The organism is Mesobacillus sp. LC4 (assembly GCF_053543455.1).
Genome location: NZ_JBGCUB010000003.1, coordinates 437452 through 455399 on the forward strand (window position 1 = coordinate 437452; position 17948 = coordinate 455399).

Annotated in this window: 19 protein-coding genes; 8 read left to right on the forward strand and 11 right to left on the reverse strand. The window is 43.0% G+C overall.

What is annotated here, in order from left to right:
* The first annotated feature begins 34 nt into the window (after nt 1-34).
* The gene (locus tag AB5I83_RS13050; RefSeq protein WP_448975927.1) at nt 35-1057 is read left to right on the forward strand and encodes a serine hydrolase domain-containing protein; all 1023 of its coding nucleotides are present in this window, start codon (nt 35-37) and stop codon (nt 1055-1057) included.
* Nucleotides 1058-1116: 59 nt separating this feature from the next.
* Here AB5I83_RS13050 and yiaA read toward each other — a convergent pair whose 3' ends face one another.
* On the reverse strand, nt 1117-1587 hold the full coding sequence (yiaA, locus tag AB5I83_RS13055) for an inner membrane protein YiaA (protein WP_448975928.1): 471 nt from the start codon (nt 1585-1587) through the stop codon (nt 1117-1119).
* Nucleotides 1588-1966: 379 nt separating this feature from the next.
* On the opposite strand from yiaA, the gene AB5I83_RS13060 reads away from it, so the two are divergent.
* A complete protein-coding gene (locus AB5I83_RS13060) occupies nt 1967-2125 on the forward strand; it encodes a hypothetical protein (RefSeq protein WP_448975929.1) in 159 nt (52 codons plus the stop codon).
* Nucleotides 2126-2159: 34 nt separating this feature from the next.
* On the opposite strand, the gene AB5I83_RS13065 is transcribed toward AB5I83_RS13060, so the two are convergent.
* Entirely contained in the window at nt 2160-2609 is a 450-nt protein-coding gene (locus tag AB5I83_RS13065; RefSeq protein WP_448975930.1) for a hypothetical protein, read from the reverse strand.
* A 160-nt stretch (nt 2610-2769) separates the two neighbouring features.
* Here AB5I83_RS13065 and AB5I83_RS13070 point away from each other — a divergent pair, with 160 nt between their 5' ends.
* Nucleotides 2770-3444: a DNA alkylation repair protein gene (locus tag AB5I83_RS13070; RefSeq protein ID WP_448975931.1), complete on the forward strand. Its 675-nt coding sequence runs from the start codon at nt 2770-2772 to the stop codon at nt 3442-3444.
* 35 nt (nt 3445-3479) lie between these two features.
* Here the strand turns inward: AB5I83_RS13070 and AB5I83_RS13075 are convergent, their stop codons facing one another.
* From AB5I83_RS13075 to AB5I83_RS13085, 3 genes are all read right to left on the reverse strand, one after another.
* Nucleotides 3480-3746, reverse strand: coding sequence for a hypothetical protein (locus tag AB5I83_RS13075; protein WP_448975932.1), 267 nt, complete (start codon nt 3744-3746; stop codon nt 3480-3482).
* Nucleotides 3747-3790: 44 nt separating this feature from the next.
* Nucleotides 3791-5851 carry a DUF4179 domain-containing protein gene (locus tag AB5I83_RS13080; RefSeq protein ID WP_448975933.1) on the reverse strand — a complete coding sequence of 687 codons (2061 nt, stop codon included), beginning with the start codon at nt 5849-5851 and terminating at the stop codon, nt 3791-3793.
* 644 nt (nt 5852-6495) lie between these two features.
* Nucleotides 6496-7500 (reverse strand): N-acetyltransferase family protein, encoded by a 1005-nt coding sequence (locus tag AB5I83_RS13085; RefSeq protein ID WP_448975934.1) that lies wholly within the window; start codon nt 7498-7500, stop codon nt 6496-6498.
* 193 nt (nt 7501-7693) lie between these two features.
* Between AB5I83_RS13085 and AB5I83_RS13090 the strand changes: the two genes are divergently transcribed.
* Nucleotides 7694-8053 (forward strand): hypothetical protein, encoded by a 360-nt coding sequence (locus tag AB5I83_RS13090; RefSeq protein ID WP_448975935.1) that lies wholly within the window; start codon nt 7694-7696, stop codon nt 8051-8053.
* A 140-nt stretch (nt 8054-8193) separates the two neighbouring features.
* Here the strand turns inward: AB5I83_RS13090 and AB5I83_RS13095 are convergent, their stop codons facing one another.
* From AB5I83_RS13095 to AB5I83_RS13115, 5 genes are all read right to left on the reverse strand, one after another.
* On the reverse strand, nt 8194-9864 hold the full coding sequence (locus AB5I83_RS13095; protein ID WP_448975936.1) for a hypothetical protein: 1671 nt from the start codon (nt 9862-9864) through the stop codon (nt 8194-8196).
* 318 nt (nt 9865-10182) lie between these two features.
* The gene (locus AB5I83_RS13100) at nt 10183-12123 is read right to left on the reverse strand and encodes an ABC transporter permease (RefSeq protein WP_448975937.1); all 1941 of its coding nucleotides are present in this window, start codon (nt 12121-12123) and stop codon (nt 10183-10185) included.
* A complete protein-coding gene (locus tag AB5I83_RS13105; protein ID WP_226646035.1) occupies nt 12113-12874 on the reverse strand; it encodes an ABC transporter ATP-binding protein in 762 nt (253 codons plus the stop codon). Before AB5I83_RS13105 ends, AB5I83_RS13100 begins: the two co-directional genes overlap by 11 nt.
* Nucleotides 12875-12973: 99 nt before the next feature.
* Nucleotides 12974-13975, reverse strand: coding sequence for a sensor histidine kinase (locus AB5I83_RS13110; RefSeq protein ID WP_448975938.1), 1002 nt, complete (start codon nt 13973-13975; stop codon nt 12974-12976).
* The gene (locus AB5I83_RS13115; RefSeq protein WP_448975985.1) at nt 13975-14664 is read right to left on the reverse strand and encodes a response regulator; all 690 of its coding nucleotides are present in this window, start codon (nt 14662-14664) and stop codon (nt 13975-13977) included. Before AB5I83_RS13115 ends, AB5I83_RS13110 begins: the two co-directional genes overlap by 1 nt.
* Nucleotides 14665-15418: 754 nt before the next feature.
* Here AB5I83_RS13115 and AB5I83_RS13120 point away from each other — a divergent pair.
* The 3 genes from AB5I83_RS13120 to AB5I83_RS13130 all read left to right on the forward strand — a co-directional run bounded on the left by AB5I83_RS13120 (nt 15419) and on the right by AB5I83_RS13130 (nt 16874).
* Complete coding sequence (locus AB5I83_RS13120) at nt 15419-15970, forward strand: LPXTG cell wall anchor domain-containing protein (RefSeq protein WP_448975939.1); 552 nt, start codon at nt 15419-15421, stop codon at nt 15968-15970.
* A gap of 52 nt (nt 15971-16022) precedes the next feature.
* Complete coding sequence (locus AB5I83_RS13125; RefSeq protein WP_226646041.1) at nt 16023-16190, forward strand: hypothetical protein; 168 nt, start codon at nt 16023-16025, stop codon at nt 16188-16190.
* A gap of 261 nt (nt 16191-16451) precedes the next feature.
* On the forward strand, nt 16452-16874 hold the full coding sequence (locus AB5I83_RS13130; protein ID WP_448975940.1) for a hypothetical protein: 423 nt from the start codon (nt 16452-16454) through the stop codon (nt 16872-16874).
* A gap of 372 nt (nt 16875-17246) precedes the next feature.
* On the opposite strand, the gene AB5I83_RS13135 is transcribed toward AB5I83_RS13130, so the two are convergent.
* Nucleotides 17247-17414, reverse strand: a complete 168-nt coding sequence (locus AB5I83_RS13135; protein WP_448975941.1) for a hypothetical protein — start codon at nt 17412-17414, stop codon at nt 17247-17249.
* Between the two features lie 268 nt (nt 17415-17682).
* Here AB5I83_RS13135 and AB5I83_RS13140 point away from each other — a divergent pair, with 268 nt between their 5' ends.
* Nucleotides 17683-17919, forward strand: a complete 237-nt coding sequence (locus AB5I83_RS13140) for a hypothetical protein (RefSeq protein ID WP_448975986.1) — start codon at nt 17683-17685, stop codon at nt 17917-17919.
* Nucleotides 17920-17948 lie beyond the last annotated feature (29 nt).

A 17948-nucleotide genomic window follows, 5' to 3' on the forward strand; every position in this document is an offset into this window, starting at 1 on the left:
TACCCTTTTAGTAGATAGAGTTAGGAGGAATAACATGAATACCTTAGAAAAAGCCATTCAGGCGGCCCAGTCCAAGGTTGATTTTTCAGGAACAGCCTTGGTCCAGCATGGGAACGGAGAAGCTGCAACTGCTAGCTTTGGCTATGCTAATCGAGCTGATCATGTAAAAAACAACCTGGGAACTCGTTACGGAATCGCTTCGGGCTGCAAGCTTTTCACAGCGATTGCGATTTGCCAGCTGGTGGAGCAAGGAAAACTTACTTTCGATACTAGACTGAAAGATTGCCTTCATATCGAGTTTCCTAATTTCAGTGATGATATCACGATCCATCATTTACTGACTCATACATCTGGTGCCCCTGATTATTTTGACGAGGATGTCATGGACGATTTCGAGGAGCTGTGGATTTCGAGGCCGATGTATCATATCAGGAGCCTCAAGGATTTCCTGCCCATGTTCCAGAATGAGCAGATGAAGTCCACTCCGGGGGAATCCTTTCACTACAATAATGCTGGCTATATTTTGCTGGGCCTGATGGTGGAACAGGCCTCCGGGATGGAATTCACTGCCTATGTGGAGGAACATATTTTTAAAAGAGCAGGAATGACGGAGTCTGGTTACTTCTCCTTTGACGCTCTGCCTTCAAATACTGCTTTAGGGTATATCGACTTGCCGGATGGGAGCTGGAAAACCAATATCTATTCACTTCCGGTGAAAGGCGGTTCAGACGGAGGAGCGTACGTGACCGCAGATGACATGAACAAAATGTGGAAGGCACTTTTGGGCGGACTTTTGCTAAATGAAGAGACCGTGAACAAACTACTGACTCCTCATGCACAAGTAAATGAAACAGGCTTCTATGGATACGGAGTCTGGATTAAGAAGCAGAACGATGACATTTACAAATACCATGTCATGGGCTATGACCCGGGAGTCAGCTTCCATTCCGCTTACTATCCAGCTTCCAAAACCATTGCAGTGGTGTGCTCCAATAAATCAAGCGGTGCCTACGATATCATGGAGGTAATTGAAGAGACATTGCAGAATAAGGCATAACGAAGCAGGGACGGTTCCTAATGATGGAACCGCCCCTGTTTTATCCAAAGATGGGATGATCAATCCCTTTCTTTCGCTCGCTGTGTATCCCTGATATTCTTCTGGACTGTAATGGCAGCAAAAATACTAAGGACAAAGGACATTGCATAGAAGCCCTTCTCGCTCAAAATAATGCTACCGGCATTGTACAAACCAATTGCCATTAAAGAAATAGAGACAATCAACGCAAACCAGCTGATCCCGTAATAAATATTCGTAACGGGTATGTCCTCTTCCTTATCTCTCACTGCCTTTTGCAGAGATACCGCTGCATAAAGACCGAACACCAATACGGCAAAATAATACCCTTTTTCGTTCAGTTCCATCGTGGCATTGAATAAACCAATCAAATAAGCTGAAACACCAATTAACAGAGCTCCCCAGGAAGCCCCCTTGAATGCCGAGGTAGGTTCTCCTTCTTTCCTCTCCGCTTTTACCTTTGGCTTTCTTTCAACCGCTTTATCCAAAGACACCTCATGCTCATTAGACATCCTGTCTCTCCTCCAACTTTTACAAATATGACTCATATCTAAATACATTATATAGAAGTTGTTTACAAATAATAGATAAATTTGTTATTTTTTCTAAAATATTAGAATTCACAGCCTTTGATAAAAAATAAACGGAGAATTTCCGCTTAAATTGAGAAAACCCCTTATTTCTTTGAAAATAAGGGTCATTTTTCCGCTTATTTCATCAAAATCGTTAAATTTTGATTAATTTTTAGTAGTTAACCGGAAAAGCTCCGCTTATTTCAGCTTTCTAAGTGGCCTTTCTATACAATAACCGGAAATTCTCCGCTAATGATATCTGCATGAATGATAAACAGAGCTTTGTAAATAATAAAACCGGAAACGAAGGAGGATTTTTATGGAGAAAAATCAACAAGGTAAAGGCAATTCAGGATCTGCTATGCAACCTGGATACTCAGGAACAGATGCAGAACAAGTTAAACAGCAGATTCAGAAAGATGTAGCTGCAGGCCAGGGGGCCATGACTTCCCGAGAGGCAGGCTCCATGCGCGATTAAAAAACCACTTTGAGTGGTTTTTTTCTCTTTAAAGCTATCGCAAGACGATGATCTCACTTGTATCCGGGTTGACCATCACCCGCTGCTCTGCATCCATTGTTCTTACCTTAAAGGTATAAAAGTGTGTGTAAGCGAACGGATGAAATCCGGAATCCATCACAGGTATGGTCAGTTCTTTTTCGTTTATGATCTCATATTTCTCCTGGACGATTTCCTTCGCCTGATTATAGGTATAGTCAGGGAGAGAGAAATATAGAACGGTCAAGAAAAGGGCTGCAAATATCCAATACGGCATTCTCCTTTTCCCCTTTACATCCGTCCGAAAATACAGAGCATGTGTAACGAGGAGTATAACTGGCAGAGTTGAGGGCCAAACGCCAAGATAGACCGTTTGATCAACAACCATGATGATAAGAAAAGCAGCCAAGGAAATGCCCCAGCCCAGGTATGATTTATTCATCGCCTTCATGATTCTTCCTCTCAATCCGCACTCCAATTTTTATAGATTAAGTTCGACTTTCATCATCCATTTCCTTCTTATGAGCTGTTGCGATTCCAAGACATTTTTTCGTACATATCCCGGTTTCCCCAATTACTATACAATAGAGGCAGGATACTAATTCAATATTAATAGTGAGGTAACTATGCATACGTACGTTGAAGCATTATATGAGGAAGCATTGAAACACCGGGATAGCGCGGAAGCAATCAGGCTTTCCAAATACATGAGGAATCAATTTGACTATATTGGTTTGAGAGCTCCGCAGATGCAGGAAGTTTTCAAACAGCATGTAAAGGCTTATGGCCTGCCTGCAAAGGAAGACTTGCATGAGGTCATCACTTCCCTCTGGAACCTGGACGAACGCGAATTGCAGATAAGCGGGGCGTACCTGTTAGATCTAATGAAAAAACAGTTCACCGAAGAGGATCTCCAGCTTCTTGAATACATCATCACGACCAAGCCGTGGTGGGACACGGTCGACCATATCGCGAAAAAGCATTTCGGTTATTATCTTGAAAAATTCCCGCAGCAACGGCAGCCTATTATCGACAGATGGATCGCCTCGGATAACATCTGGCTGATCCGTTCCTGCATCTTATTCCAATTAGGCTACAAAGAAAAAACCGACGTGCCCATGCTCGAGGATATTATCTCAAGAACCTGCCATACAAAGGAATTTTTCATCAATAAAGCCATTGGCTGGGCACTGAGAGAATACGCTAAGCAAGATCCTGAAAAAGTCTTCGAAATGACGAACAGGCTTCCTCTTTCGAACTTAAGCAAAAAAGAAGCCTTAAAGCATATTGGCAAGAAGTGAAGTGACGGCGCCTTATGGAAAGGAGCACAGGGATTTTACCCTTGTGCTCCTTTAACTTTCCTAAATAAAACGATGATCATTACAGAAAAAAACGTCATTCCGATAAAAGTAAAGAGGAAGAAAAACGGAGAACTCGTCGTGCCGAAAGCTACTTCGTTCTGCAGCGGATCAACACGATTCCACGATCCCTCTATATCCGGTGTGTAATTAACCGTTTTGATGTAACCAATGACCAATAGGCTGACAAAATAGATCACATGAATGGCAATCGAACCAATCGCTGCTTGTATAAATAGCTTCATATTTTAGCCTCCTTGTTATAAAAACACCGTTCCCCTTTTACGTGTCAATCCAGCGAAATCTTCACCTGATCATCCAAATATTTCATTGAGCTATACCCGTAAAGTTCGAGTCTTTTAGGGATGACTTTGTTCCCATCTAACATTAAGATGTGGTCGGTAACGAAATGACGTGGTTGTTCTATTTTTTCATAATCGAATGTCGGTGATTCCATATCGTATTGAACACCATTCTTATCCACGATCACTCCCTCCGTTTCCATCCCGATTGAAATCGGTTCATTTTCATCTTCACCTACAACATTAAAGTGAAGAGTTTCGAATTCCCGGTTTTCAACTTCATGATTGCTTATGACAACGGTTGTAGGCTGGCCAATCTCGACTTTATCGATGCTGATGGTACTTCCTGCATATTGAAACGTCTGAGGATATTGTTGATTCGGATCCAGTTCGATGCTTTTAGGGACTTCGAATGAAAAATAGGCAGAATGAAATTGAACGATCACGGCTTCCGGTTCTTCTCCATAAAACGGATCATAATACATCTGGAGGATCTGCCAATTGAGTTCAGGCTGTAAATAGTTATACCCACCGCCAAACTGGTCTGCTTTCACTTTTACATTGTTCACTTCTAAATCGTCAAATTGAATCCTATCGATCCTCTTGTCTTGACCATCCATCGGAATACCATATTCCAAAAGCGTGGCTGTTGGGGCCATGATCAATTTATCGAGACGAACCGAGATTCCTTCGATTTCTGCTTTTTCATTCAATTCATATTGTATGGACGGCTGCTTCGTCACCGGGACCTCAAATTCCCACTTCCCTGTCTTAAACCCTTCGCTTCTGTAACCAAATCCCATCCGTACCTCTTGTTCACCAAGAGCAAACTCTTGAATTCTTTCAATATTCATTTTGATAACGCCACTTTCTTCCTCAAGAGGCCGCAGTCCAACCTTTCCGTGATAAACATTCTTTTCCTTCTTATTCATCTCAGCTTTAAGATCTGGAAATTGATATCGCGGATAGATATCCTGCTTCATGAGCTCCCTCTCGTTTTCGATAGAAAGCCCATCCTCGAAGTTCATGACATATTGTTTATCCTCATTTGTATCTTCAATTTCGTAAAAAACAAGTGTCTGATAATCATCAGCAACGACGCCTTTAATTCTGATTTTCACGCCATCGCTTTCTGCTTCTAAGTTCACACTCTGGGCAAGGCCCTGCTGCAGGAAGGTACGCAATTGCTCGTCTTCTTCTGTCCAAGCATAATAGACGTTAGCAAAAGCACCAGTAAAGAAACCGATCCCAAGCACGAATGAAAATATACTTACAAAAACAAGTGCAACATTCTTACGCTTCTTGCTCCTCAGCTTCCTTTGCTTCTCCTTTTCTGCCAGCCGCTCTTTGATTTTAGCGATGAAATTGTCTGGCACAGGCAAGTCACTCATCCACTCAGCATGATGCAACATCAAGGTAACATCCTGAAAGGCAGCCAAATCCTCCTGGCATTCTGCGCACCCATAAAGATGAATCTCAAACTCTATCTTCTCCGGTCGCTCCATCGTTTTTCCCAGATAATCAATGTAGTTCTGCTGATATTCCTTACATCCGTTGAAGGTGGTGGTTCCGTACAATTGTCTTCTGACCGATTGAGTTCCCGAGAACAACAGCTCTTTCATTTTATCCGCTGAAACTTGTAAAATATGCGCAGCTTCCGCCCGCGAATACCCTGTGCCATACGTCAGGATCATTGCTTCTTTTTCCTCTTTTGGAAGCGGATCAAGTGCATGAAATAAATCCTGATGTGATGGACTATCGGCTGATGATGCCAGCATGACATCATCAGCCGAAAGCTCCTGGCAAATATCAATGAAAATCGAAGCAACCCACAATTCGAATGAAGAATCCTGTTTATATCGAGGCAATTCCTTATGCACCTTAACGATCGACCGGTAAAATAACTCCTCCATTTGCTGTTGATTACGAAGGTAAAACCAGCCTAACGCATAAAAGGATTGCTGACGCTGCTCGAACCAATCCACGACAGAATCGATCCCTTTTTCCCGTAAAGTTACGATCGTAATGGAGTCCATCGCTGGGACCATAATCGTTCCCCCCTTTTAACACGCTCTATCTCTTTAACTCTATTTTACCTTTAATTCCCTATTATGCTAGCAATCTTTGAAAAAAGGGAATATTGCGTAAGTTGGGGATCCTTACGGCTGGTATCTTATCCTTTTGTTGGTGGATTGGACTTCATAAGGATACAATTCGCTTGTATTGTACCCTTATGTGGCTGACTTGGATTTCATAAGGATACGATTCGGCTTGTACCGTATCCTTATGTGGCTGACTTGGACTTCATAAGGATACGATTCGGCTTGTATTGTACCCTTATGTGGCTGACTTGGACTTCATAAGGATACGGTTCGGCTTGTATTGTACCCTTATGTGGCTGACTTGGACTTCGTAAGGATACGGTTCGGCTTGTATTGTACCCTTATGTGGCTGACTTGGACTTCATAAGGATACGATTCGGCTTGTATTGTACCCTTATGTGGCTGACTTGGACTTCATAAGGATACGGTTCGGCTTGTACCGACCGTACCGTTATAGTGGTAGAGTTACCTTCATAAGAAATCTTTCGGCTTTAACTGGCATACGGACACACCCTCCGCTTCTAAATTCAATCAAAAAAAGCACAGGCTCTCCCTGTGCTTTTTTACGATGTTCTCTTCCCGTCCATTGTTCACTTCCGTAATTGTTTCAAAATCCGAAAGTGCCCTTTTCCAGGGATATATCCAAGACTTCTATTGATATGCTGCATTGGTGCGTTCTTTTCCTCCGAATCGGTTGTCAGCGTATGGGCACCTGCTTTCATGGCTGCCTCAATGGATCGCAATTTCAATGCCTTTGCAATTCCCCGACCACGATATTCTTTCTGGACGCCTGTATAGTTTGTATAAAGTACCCCATTATCTTCCGTACTGAATAATTGAGAAACACCAATAATCCGCTCCCCCTCAACTGCAAGGAAAACCCATTCCTCGCGCGAAGTTGCTTCTGGCAGGAACTCTTTCCTCCATTGCTCAAATGGAGGAAGGCTGGAGTATTGGCCAGGGTTATCTTTGGAAGTTTCTACGCATAATTCATACAATTTGGATTCTGAATCCTCACCGTGCAATTCGGCTAAAGTGGTAAACTGTATGCCTGACTTGGTTACTTGTTCAACTGTATCTTCATACTTGGCATAGTTAAATTGATTGAGGTCCAATTCCAAATCAAAGATATGTGCGTCCACCACAAAGCCGCGTTTTTGGACAAATGACAGCGAATCATCAATCCAATCCATTACGATAGAGGATAATACAGATGCTTGATGCCCATTCGCCCAATTTTCAAGATGCGCAAGAATCCTTTCGCCTAGCCCCTTCCCGCGAAAATCAGGATGAACACAGAAGACGCTTCCTAGATTACCAGGATCAACCCAGGGAGCACGGAACGAAGCACCATAACCAACGATCTGCCCCTTTTCATCCTCAGCAACTACCCTGGTTCTCCCAAAACCAACCAACAGACCATCTTCGTTCATTTTAAAATTGGATGTCGCCGGCATTTGCCGATCTTCTTCTTCAATAGATTGAGCAGTAGTGGAGTCCGGATCAATCATATTAAGAAGATTTGCAAGCTGCTTATAATCTTCTGGAACCTTCATCTCTCGAAGTTTTATTTCCCTAGTTTTATTTACGGACATATGTATTGGTGCCTCCCATTTTAATATCCATATTAATTTCTACATTTTTTGTAAAAACACCTTTTTTAGCCTGATAGATGCACTGTCACGAAGAAATAAATGCACATCAAGAAGACTGCCGAGAACATACTTTTATAGTGACTATCTTTACTGGTCCGGGTATAATAAATCCATAAAGAAGGAGGTGAATGAGATGGAAGTCATATTGAATAAGATTTTAGATCGGTTGGACTCCATAGACCTGCGCTTTGACTCTGTTGATGCTCGCTTTGATGCTGTTGATAAACGGTTTGATTCTATGGAAGATCGTTTAGTTAGCTTAGAGAATGGTCAGAAATCCTTGAACTCAGAACAGACTACTCTAAAAGATGGACAGCTGACTATTCTTTCGGAACAGAGTGAAATGCGGAAAGAAATGGCTTATTATTATGGAACACTGATGAAGAAGCTGGATGATACGAAATCAGAACTATCCAGTGAAATTAAGCATGTTTCCAATGTACAGAAGCAGCACCAGGATGTTTTGGAGATTCTGAATGAGAAACAACAGTAATTTATCCACCTATACTATCTCCTAAATATCCCACACACAAATGTCCTCAAGACACTTTGCCTTTCTTTTATTTATCCATAAGCAAATAAAATCGCCTGCCTCCGGTCTAACATTCACACCGGATGGCAGGCGATTTCTTTTTATTCTAATCCTTGGATCACTATCTCTTTCACTGGCAGGAAGGTTTCTCCGGTATCCATGTATCTGACATTGACCTTGTCGCCTTCTTTTACATAAATCGCCAGCGGGTTCGTTTCTGATGAAATGATGTAGTTCTGTCGATTATCCAGCAGGATCGAAACAACCGTGTAGTCGCCTGTTTTTTCTTTGTAGACGCGCAGTACGGTTCCGCTCGTTTGCTTTTCCTCCGCCTTGGAACTTCCATCGACCGTTCCTCCGCCACGCTGGAGAGCGGTCTTATACTTTTTCAATGCATCATTCGGAGTGTTTCCGTATACGGAAATCTCCGGGTTCGCTGCTGACACGATAAAGTAGTTTTGCAGGAAGCCGTTTGAATCGAGTACACCTGACAACCAGCTTGCCTCGCCATAGAAATTATAGATGATCGGCATTTCCCCGTGCCATTTTTTCTCGATGAATTTCTTTTCAATAATCTGGAGCGCACCTTCGGAATCCATATAGGATTCTTCGAGATTGCCGGTATAGAAGGTCGCCTTCCCCGTGCGCGAGTTGGTCAGCGCATATCCGAGCATCGAGTCGACCCCTTCTTTCGGACTGGTAAAATCGGTGAAGTAATACATATCACCATTTTCATCGAAGATCGGGCTGACCTGGGCCTCTGTTCCTTCATCTGAAGGCAGCCTCACATCCGTCTTTCCGAACACGCTGTTCCAATAGCCATGGACATAATTCCCGTAATAGCTGTTTTGCAGACTGACCGCCTCAGGAGAAACGGCACCATCAATGAATTCAGGAACATCAGCCAGCGCATAGGATTCCGTCTTCCCTGAAGCAGGGTCCACGACGACAACGCCTTTCACATCAAAACCATTCCTGGCTGAGATGAACTCGCCGAAAGTCCTGATATAATAAGGTTTTCCTTCATCATCAATCTCCAGCTGCGTGTCTCCGTAAAAAATGGACTCAGGATACTGCATGCGGATATGACGTTCGAGATTTTTGTTGAAGTAAGAAGATGGCGTGTAAATCATCTTTGACTTCATGAATTTCGGGTTCGCTGTTGAATCAGTGGCACTCACTGTAAAATAACCTGGTGTCGAGTCGCCATTCCACCATTTGAAAAAGCCTGAAAACTCTACGGGCGCTATATAGACATACTCGCCATTGACCTTTTGGATCTGCAGATTCCCAAGCTCATAGTAACTCGTATTCGGAACCTGGCCGAATGCCTTTTTCATTTTATTACGAGCGAACTGCGGAGGGACGCTCGCCGGTGTTTCTTTTTCATCAAAAGTCGAAATCTCCGTCTTTTCCGCCATTTTCGCCGATTCATATTTTTCCCCTGCGTTAAAAAGAAAAGCAATCATAAAGTACCCGCCAATAAGCAGGGTGGCCAGGAATAAGATTCCTTTCACCATTCTTTCCTTCCCTATCGCAAAAAACGTTCCGCCAAACGTGATCAGAACTGCAAACGGCCACAAAGAAGAAAGATTCCGATCCAGATTAAATACATAATAGAATGCAAAAGTACCGATTGTAACGATCACAATCACAGCAATCAAAAAGGATGACCTCATTTTCCAGCCCTTATCTTCTCCTCTTGTAAAAGGCGTAAGAATCAGGGCAGAGGCCAAACCTACCATAAGTGCAAATAGAATGATATTTCCCATAGAAAGATCCCCTTTTGTTTTTGTCTTCTCTATATACGACTCAACTCATATAAAGTTTCACGAGGACGTTTCACCGAAAGGTAATGGTAAAATTTGTATGAAAATGCAAATATGGTTCTTGAGCGTGCAATTATGGTTCTTAAGCGTGCAATTAATGCTCTGGAGCGTGCAATTCCGAATTGTTTTCACGCAATTATTGCTGGGATTGGTGCAATTAGCAGGTTTGACAGTGTAATTAACCTAGTTTATTAAGAGAATAATTTTTCAAGTATTAGAAAAAGCACAGGGTACGTACGTCCCCGTGCTTCTTGCCCTCATTTAAAGCGATTCCCGGATGACTTTCTTTGAATGCACCACCGAAAGTACAGCAAAAATGGAATACAAAGCAGTGTAAAGTCCCATGACGATCAGCATCGGCCACCAGAGTTCTGTGCCGAAGAAGAACCAGCCGGATTGAACGGCGAAGTAGCTGTGCAGCAGTCCGATTGCCAGCGGGATTCCGAAGTTGAATGCCTGCTTTGCCTGGATTCCTTTCAGCAAATCTCCCTGTGTGAACCCCAGTTTTCGTAGAATCGTATAATTCGGTTTTTCGTCTTCTGTCTGGTCCATTTGCTTGAAGTACAGAATGCAGCCTGATGTGACAAGGAAGGTCAGTCCAAGGAAACCGACAATGAACATCATAAGCCCCATCTGTTTCTTTTGGATATTTTCACTGTCCAGGCGGGATTCATTCATACCCTTTTCATGGTACTTATTTTCGTTGAACAGATCATTCGCTTTTTCCAAATCATTTTCATTTTGAATCCCGATTCCGATATAGAGAGAAGAGCCTCTTTGAATCTCAGGATCCGCATCCTTCTTCAGCTTCTCGAAAACAGCCTCATCCACCACGGCTACCGGAGAGCTCCCAAAATACCGGGAAACCGGATAATCCTTTTTCATCCCCTGATAATCCAGCGGAATGGAGAGATTCTCCCCAATGATCTCAATCGGCCCGGAGTCCTTCATCGAAATGAATTTCATCATGATATCGCTGTACCCTGTCAAGTAGGCTTCATCCTTGCTTACTTCCCTCTGCCCTTCAGACTTCTCGCTGATGACCGAAACACCCATGGATCGCGGGTCCTGCGTATACCCCTCCATTTTCATGCCTATGATGTCTTCTGCATTCATGACCGCCTGAAGAACCTCTATTCTTTTTTCCGTAAAATCAATTCCCTCTGCCTTCAATTTCTTCATAAAATCGGCAGCAGAGTTCTCATCCACAAAGGCAAAGTTGTCTGGCACCATATTTTTCGCACTCTGCTCAGCGGAATAATAAGAGATATAGCTTAACGACAACAACCCGATCGCCAATGCTGATACTGTCGTGATGATCGTCAACAGCAGCGCATTAGACTTCATCCTGAACATGATCGAGGAAAGAGAAAGCACCTCATTGATATTCAAATAACCGTCCTTCTTTTTCCGGATGATATTGGCGATAAAACTGACAGACCCTTTGTAAAACAGATAGGTCCCGAAGATGACCGAAGCTAAAATGAACACCATAGCAGCGAAGAGTTCGTTGATAGTGGTAAAGTCCCCTTCGAACAGCATGGATGACACATAATAGCCGATTCCAATCAATGCAATGCCAAGGACACCAATCAACATTTCCCAGAAAGAAATTTTCTTCACTCGGCTTTCCGTCTTTGATACAACCCTGAATAGGGATAGGATGCTTTGTCTTTTTATGAAAATAAAGTTCAGTACCATCAGCAAAACAAAGATCAGCGAAAAAACAATCAGAGTTTGCGTCAGGGCTGTACCGGAAAAATGAAGCGTCGCAATCCCATCGACCTGGGTGATTTTGAACAGTACCATAATGATCAGCTTGGAAATCGAGAATCCAAGGAAAACGCCCGCCAGCAAGGAACCATAGTAAAGCAGGAAGTTCTCAACACTCAGGATCCGGAAAATCTTGCCCTTCGTCATCCCTACGAGCTGGAATAGGCCGATTTCCTTGCTTCTCCTTTTGATAAAAATCGCATTAGCGTAAGTCAAGAAAATCGCGACAATACCGACAAGCAGGACAGAAGCAGACTTTATCGCTGCCGCCCCTTTGATCGAACCCTTTGTTTCATCCATCGACGGGTCATATTGGAGAGTGACGAACGCAAAGTAAAGGGCGACACTGAACATCAGCGCAAACACATACAAATAATAGTTTTTCAGGTTCTTTTTCAGGTTGCGGAGGATGAGTTGATTAACGCTCATGGTGCACACCGCCCAATACACTCTGGGTTTTCATGATGTCCTTGAAAAATTCCTGCCTACTCTGGTCACCTTTATTCAATTCTGTGTAAATCAGGCCATCCTTTATAAAAATAACCCGGCCGCAATAGCTTGCCGCAACAGGATCGTGTGTGACCATCAGGATGGTCGCCTGCCGTTTTTGATTCAAGTCGCTCAACTTGTTTAAAAGATCGGACGCCGACTTCGAATCAAGAGCACCTGTCGGCTCATCGGCAAAAATGATGCTTGGATCATGGATAAAAGCTCGTGCAGCCGACGTCCGCTGCTTTTGTCCGCCAGAAATTTCATTCGGATACTTATCCTTCAGTTCGAGAATCCCCAATTCACTGGCAATCTGCTCAAACCTTTGGTTCGCTTCCTTCCTCGGCGTTTTGCTGACTGAGAGCGGCAAAAGGATGTTTTCCTTCACCGTCAGCGTGTCGAGCAAATTGTAATCCTGGAACAAGAAACCCAAATGCTGCTTGCGGAATTCAGCGAGCTGTTTCTCCTTCATCCCGGTAATGTCTTTTCCTTCAATCTTGATGGATCCGTTGGACACCCGGTCAATCGAGGAAAGTACATTCAGCAACGTCGTTTTTCCTGAGCCAGAGGCCCCCATGATGCTCACGAACTCACCTTTGAAAATTTTCAGGTCGAGCCCTTTCAATACTTCCTGTTTATTAAACTTATTTCCATATGTTTTATGAAGTTTGGCAGCTTCAAGTAAAATCATGTCCGCACATCCTTTCTTTGATAGTTTCATTATAAAATCCTCTCAATATGCCTTCCTTCGATTCAGCTAACAAATGAACACAGGCATGTGACATTTTTGTCACATGCCTGTTATTTGCACAAATTCATTGCTTTTCGGGAAGGTAAGGGTGAATGTGCTTCCCTCGCCCGCTGCGGATTCCACATCAATCCTTATTTTCAGCGGTTGTGCCGCTTTCCTTGCGAGATATAAGCCCATTCCGGTTGCGGCGTGATCCTGGTGATGGGCAGTGGATGTAAACCCTTTTTCAAAAATGCGCGGGAGATCCCTGGAATCAATCCCCCTGCCCTCGTCGGCAATTTCAAGGATAATCTGGCCTTCCCTATCTGCACTTTTAATCTGGATATCAGCTGCATCGCTGTATTTCACAGCATTCGTCAACAGCTGCCTTAGTATAAACGAAAGCCATTTACCATCCGTCATGACCTCGTTGTATTCCAAATCAATATCGAAGCCAATCCCTTTTTGGATGCACCACGACTGCAGGGTTTTGACCTCGCCAAAGATCACACTCTCCAGATCGGTCTGTTCAATATATAAGTCATTCTCCATGAACGGAATTCGTTTCTGATGCAGCTGCTGGTCCAATAAAAGATGGATGCGCAGCCACTCATAAGTCATTTCCCTTTTCAGTGCCGGGTCCTCGAGCCGGTCAATCATCAATTTCAAAGCCGTCAGCGGCGTTTTCACTTCATGGATCCACGAAAGCAGTTCATCCTTTTCCTCGTCCAGCCTGCGTTCATTTTCGGAAACTGATTTTTTCAGCGTTTCAAAGTGATATGTGATGCTTTCTGCAACCATCCCTTCAAACGGACTGAGCTGTTCCCTGTCTGAAAAATCAAGAAGATCCTCCGTATCCTTCAGTTCCTGGTAAAATTTCATTTCTTTCTGGTAACGAATCAAGATAAAAATCACAAATAGAAGAGCTGACAGAAATACATAATAAAAAATCGACTGTATGGATACAGCGGAATCTATATAAGCAATAAAAACGAGCAGGAACTGGAGGAGCAAAAATAACAGAATCCAGCTTCGCCGTTCCTTTAGATAGTTAATAAACATCAGGCATGTTCCTCTTCAACAGCCATATAGCCCTGTCCAATCTTCGTTTGGATTTTACTGCCCAAACCAATCTCATCCAGCTTTTTCCGCAGCCGATTGACATTGACCGTCAGCGTATTGTCGCTGATGAACCGCTTATCATCCCACAAGCTGTTCATCACCTCATCGCGGCTGACAATCTTGTTTTTCTGGTCAATCAGCAGCTTTAAAATGAAGATTTCATTCTTCGTCAATTCAATCCGGCCCATCTCATTTTCAACCGTATTTTTATTATAATCAATCGTCGCCCCGCACCATGTCTTCAACTGGTTCTGGGTCGCATTATAATTATAGGCACGGCGCAGAATCGCCTGGATTTTCGCAATCAGCACCTCAAAGTGGAACGGCTTTTGGACAAAATCATCCGCCCCCAGCTGCATCGACATGACCATATCGGTAGGATGGTCCCGCGATGACAGGAAAATGATCGGCACATTCGAATGCGACCGGATCATCCGGCACCAATGAAACCCGTCAAACCGCGGCAGCTGGATATCAATGATCACCAAGTCAGGCTGCACCCTCGTAAAATCACCCATCACATCCCCAAAATCCGTCACCCCATGCACCTCATACGACCACTGAGTCAGACGCTCCCGAATTTCATGAAACAAAGAAGCATCATCCTCAATCAGCAAAAGCTTCAACACCATAACCACCACACTTCCACATCTATCACCTCTATTTTATAGGAAATATTTTCTATACACCAGAGATAGCAGGGGGTGATGGAGGACAAGTGTTTAGGTCCTGGGTTATTGGTAACCGCATTTTCAAGTTTATGGACTAAATGGCGCCAATCTGCTTCATAATGACCTCATTTTTTTCTGTTTTTTTAGGCACTTTTTGTCCATTTTATAGAATACTCAAGAGTCAACTAGCATTATTTAGGACTAATCGTACCCTTATGCGGAAGGATTGCCTTCTATAAGGGCACATTTATTGCTTAATCGTACCCTTATGCCGGAGGTTTGCCTTCTATAAGGGCACATTTATTGCTTTATCGTACCCTTATGCAGGCGGTTCGGCTTTTATAAGGGCACATTTATTGCTTAATCGTACCCTTATGCGGAAGGTTTGCCTTCTATAAGGGCACATTTATTGCTTTATCGTACCCTTATGCAGGCGGTTCGGCTTCTATAAAGGCACATTTACTACTTAATCGTACCCTTATGCAGGCCGTTCGGCTTCTATAAGGGCACATTTATTGCTTTATCGTACCCTTATGCAGGCCGTTCGGCTTCTATAAGGGCACATTTATTGCTTAATCGTACCCTTATTCAGGCGGTTCCGCTTCTATAAGGGCACATTTAGTCATTTACCTTATTAACTTCCTTAAGAGGCTATCAAAAGAAGGATATGAACTCCATATAATAGAATCAATATGTATCAGGAGGTGCGATTTTGAAAAAGTTACTCGCATTTATGGTTTTAAGTTTGTTCCTAATAGGATCCTTTCCTGCTGTATCAAATGCATGCTCTTGTGCGGAATTACCTACCGTTGCAGAAGAACTAGAGCGTTCAGATGCTGTTTTTAGCGGGAAGGTCATCGAGATAAAAGAAGAGAAGGTAAAAGGATACATGACGAAAAAAGTGCTGTTTCAGGTGACTAACACGTGGAAAGGCATGGATGAATCACAAGCGATCATCACGACAGGATTAGGCGGCGGGGACTGTGGTTTTCGATTTATCGAGGGGCAGGAATACCTGGTCTATGCAAAGGAATCGGATATGTACGGCGCAAAATCGCTTACGACCATCATGTGTGACCGAACCGACACATTGAGAGTTTTACAAGATGATTTGGAGCTTTTAGGTGCAGGGAAAGTTCCAACGGAAAAAGCCGAACTAAGCAGGAGCAATCAAAACTCAACTCCCTTTTATCTAGGAATTGCAGGAGCTTTAGCAGTTGTCGCCCTCACAGCTTTCTTTTTCATGAAGCGTAAGAAAAAGTAAGATTCTCCGTCAATTTCGTAAGCAGGAGACTAACTGAAGGATGTGAATGTTGATGATTTCAATCATTACCTTTTTATTAGGGATTCTATTCGTAGGAATTGGCGCTGTTTCATTTTTCCGTCCTTACAAGTATCCTTGGGCGGTAAGATTCCTGATTATCCTCTTCGGAACTGGATTCCTGACCTATTCCTTTGCGAGTTGGTTTGGATTAGTTGAATAATGGAGTTGGGGGAAGATGTGCTGCCTCATAAACCTTCTCAGTTCTCATTCAGAATATTTTCCTATAAATAAAGAGAGAAGTGCTTCAATACCTCTCCCTGCAATCTGCCGTCAGGGTGGTTCTTCGATGAGAACCACCCTTTTGCTTTCGATGGCTTTTCCCCCTAAGACTTAATCCACGCATAACTACTCGCTACTCCCAGTTGAGATTCCAATATGTTACAATACCGAAAAGGGATCATCTACAAAGGAGGTCGGACAAATGGCGTTTTTCATTTCCTTCATTTTCATTGTGATTTCAGCATTCATTTCCCTTATTTTTAAAAATGAACTGGAGCGGATGTTTCTTAGAGGAAAAGAGTTTTTCCCCTTTCACATCTGCAATGTACTGATTATCTTGATGGTGGCTTTTGCATCTCAGGCCGTAATGACGAAATATGTTTTCAGCCAACCATTCCATATCGTCCGGGACATCCTGATTTTGCTCGCGATCATCCTACCTGTATATATTTCCGGACACCTAGCCTTTGAAAAATACAAATCAGTCTACCGCAAATTTTCAGCAGCCGAGAATGGGAAAGTTCTCGTACTGAACGAAAAATACTTGAAAAAGAAAAAGCGATTTAAAAGCCTCAAACATTATAATGCTCTGTCCCGAGCAGATCAAAATGATAGCAAAACCTAGCGCTCACCTTCAGGTCAATCCAGCTTCATGAGCGTATCGTTCGTGACTTTTCGTACCCTTATGAAGACAAATCACACTACATAAGGGTTCCGTTCGTGACTTACCGTACCCTTATGAAGGTAAATCACACTACATAAGGGTTCCGTTCGTGACTTTTCGTACCCTTATGAAGGCAAATCACACTACATAAGGGTTCCGTTCGTGACTTTTCGTACCCTTATGAAGACAAACCCAGCTTCATAAGGGTACCGTCCTCGCTGAACCACATCCTTAATTAAAAAAAGCAGGTGCCGCTCCACCGACGGAGCACCTGCTTCTGATATGAATTATTCGCTTTTTTAAAGAGGAGCTTTCATATAATTGCTGTTTCACTCATAACTCGCCACAGTTTGATGGATCCTTTCTATCTCCCTCCATATAGTCCGTTCCTTCTGTTACGGATTCCAACCCATATCCGGTTTGGCTGATTTCCAGTGACTCGGCGTTCTGTACATTATTGATTACTTGGGGATCCTTATGTTTTTGTTTTTGATCTCTCATGCTTTCCTCCAGAGTTTTTTCTGTATTTTTCTCCTGAAGGGCTATTCTTATTCGCACTGATCATCCGAAAGCAGGCACGCTACTCCTCTCTATATAAAATAGAATCTGCATTCTACTTTTACTCCAGTGTTTATTGAATTTTTAAGGATAATGACGGATAAAGCATCTCCAAAATGCAATAACTATAGGTAATAAAACGGATCCCGTTAAATATGAGGTGCTTGATGTGGAGGCTTTCCCGATTATACACACGAACTTTTGGGATGCAATGATCGCTGTCCCTTTGGTGGTTTTGCTAACTCAAATAGTAAAAAACTTTATCAGAATACCGAAACCCTTTATTCCAGGAGTGGCCAATATCATTGGATTGATCATTTCCATCTTTTTCGCACATCGCCATAACTTGTGGGCCGGGTTGTTCATGGGGTTCTTTTATGGGAATGCAGGGGTTGGCTTGTATTCTTCATTAAAAACTCAACTTATGTCCTACCGAAAATACAACTAAAAGAAAGCGATGACAGCTCCCTGTTAAGA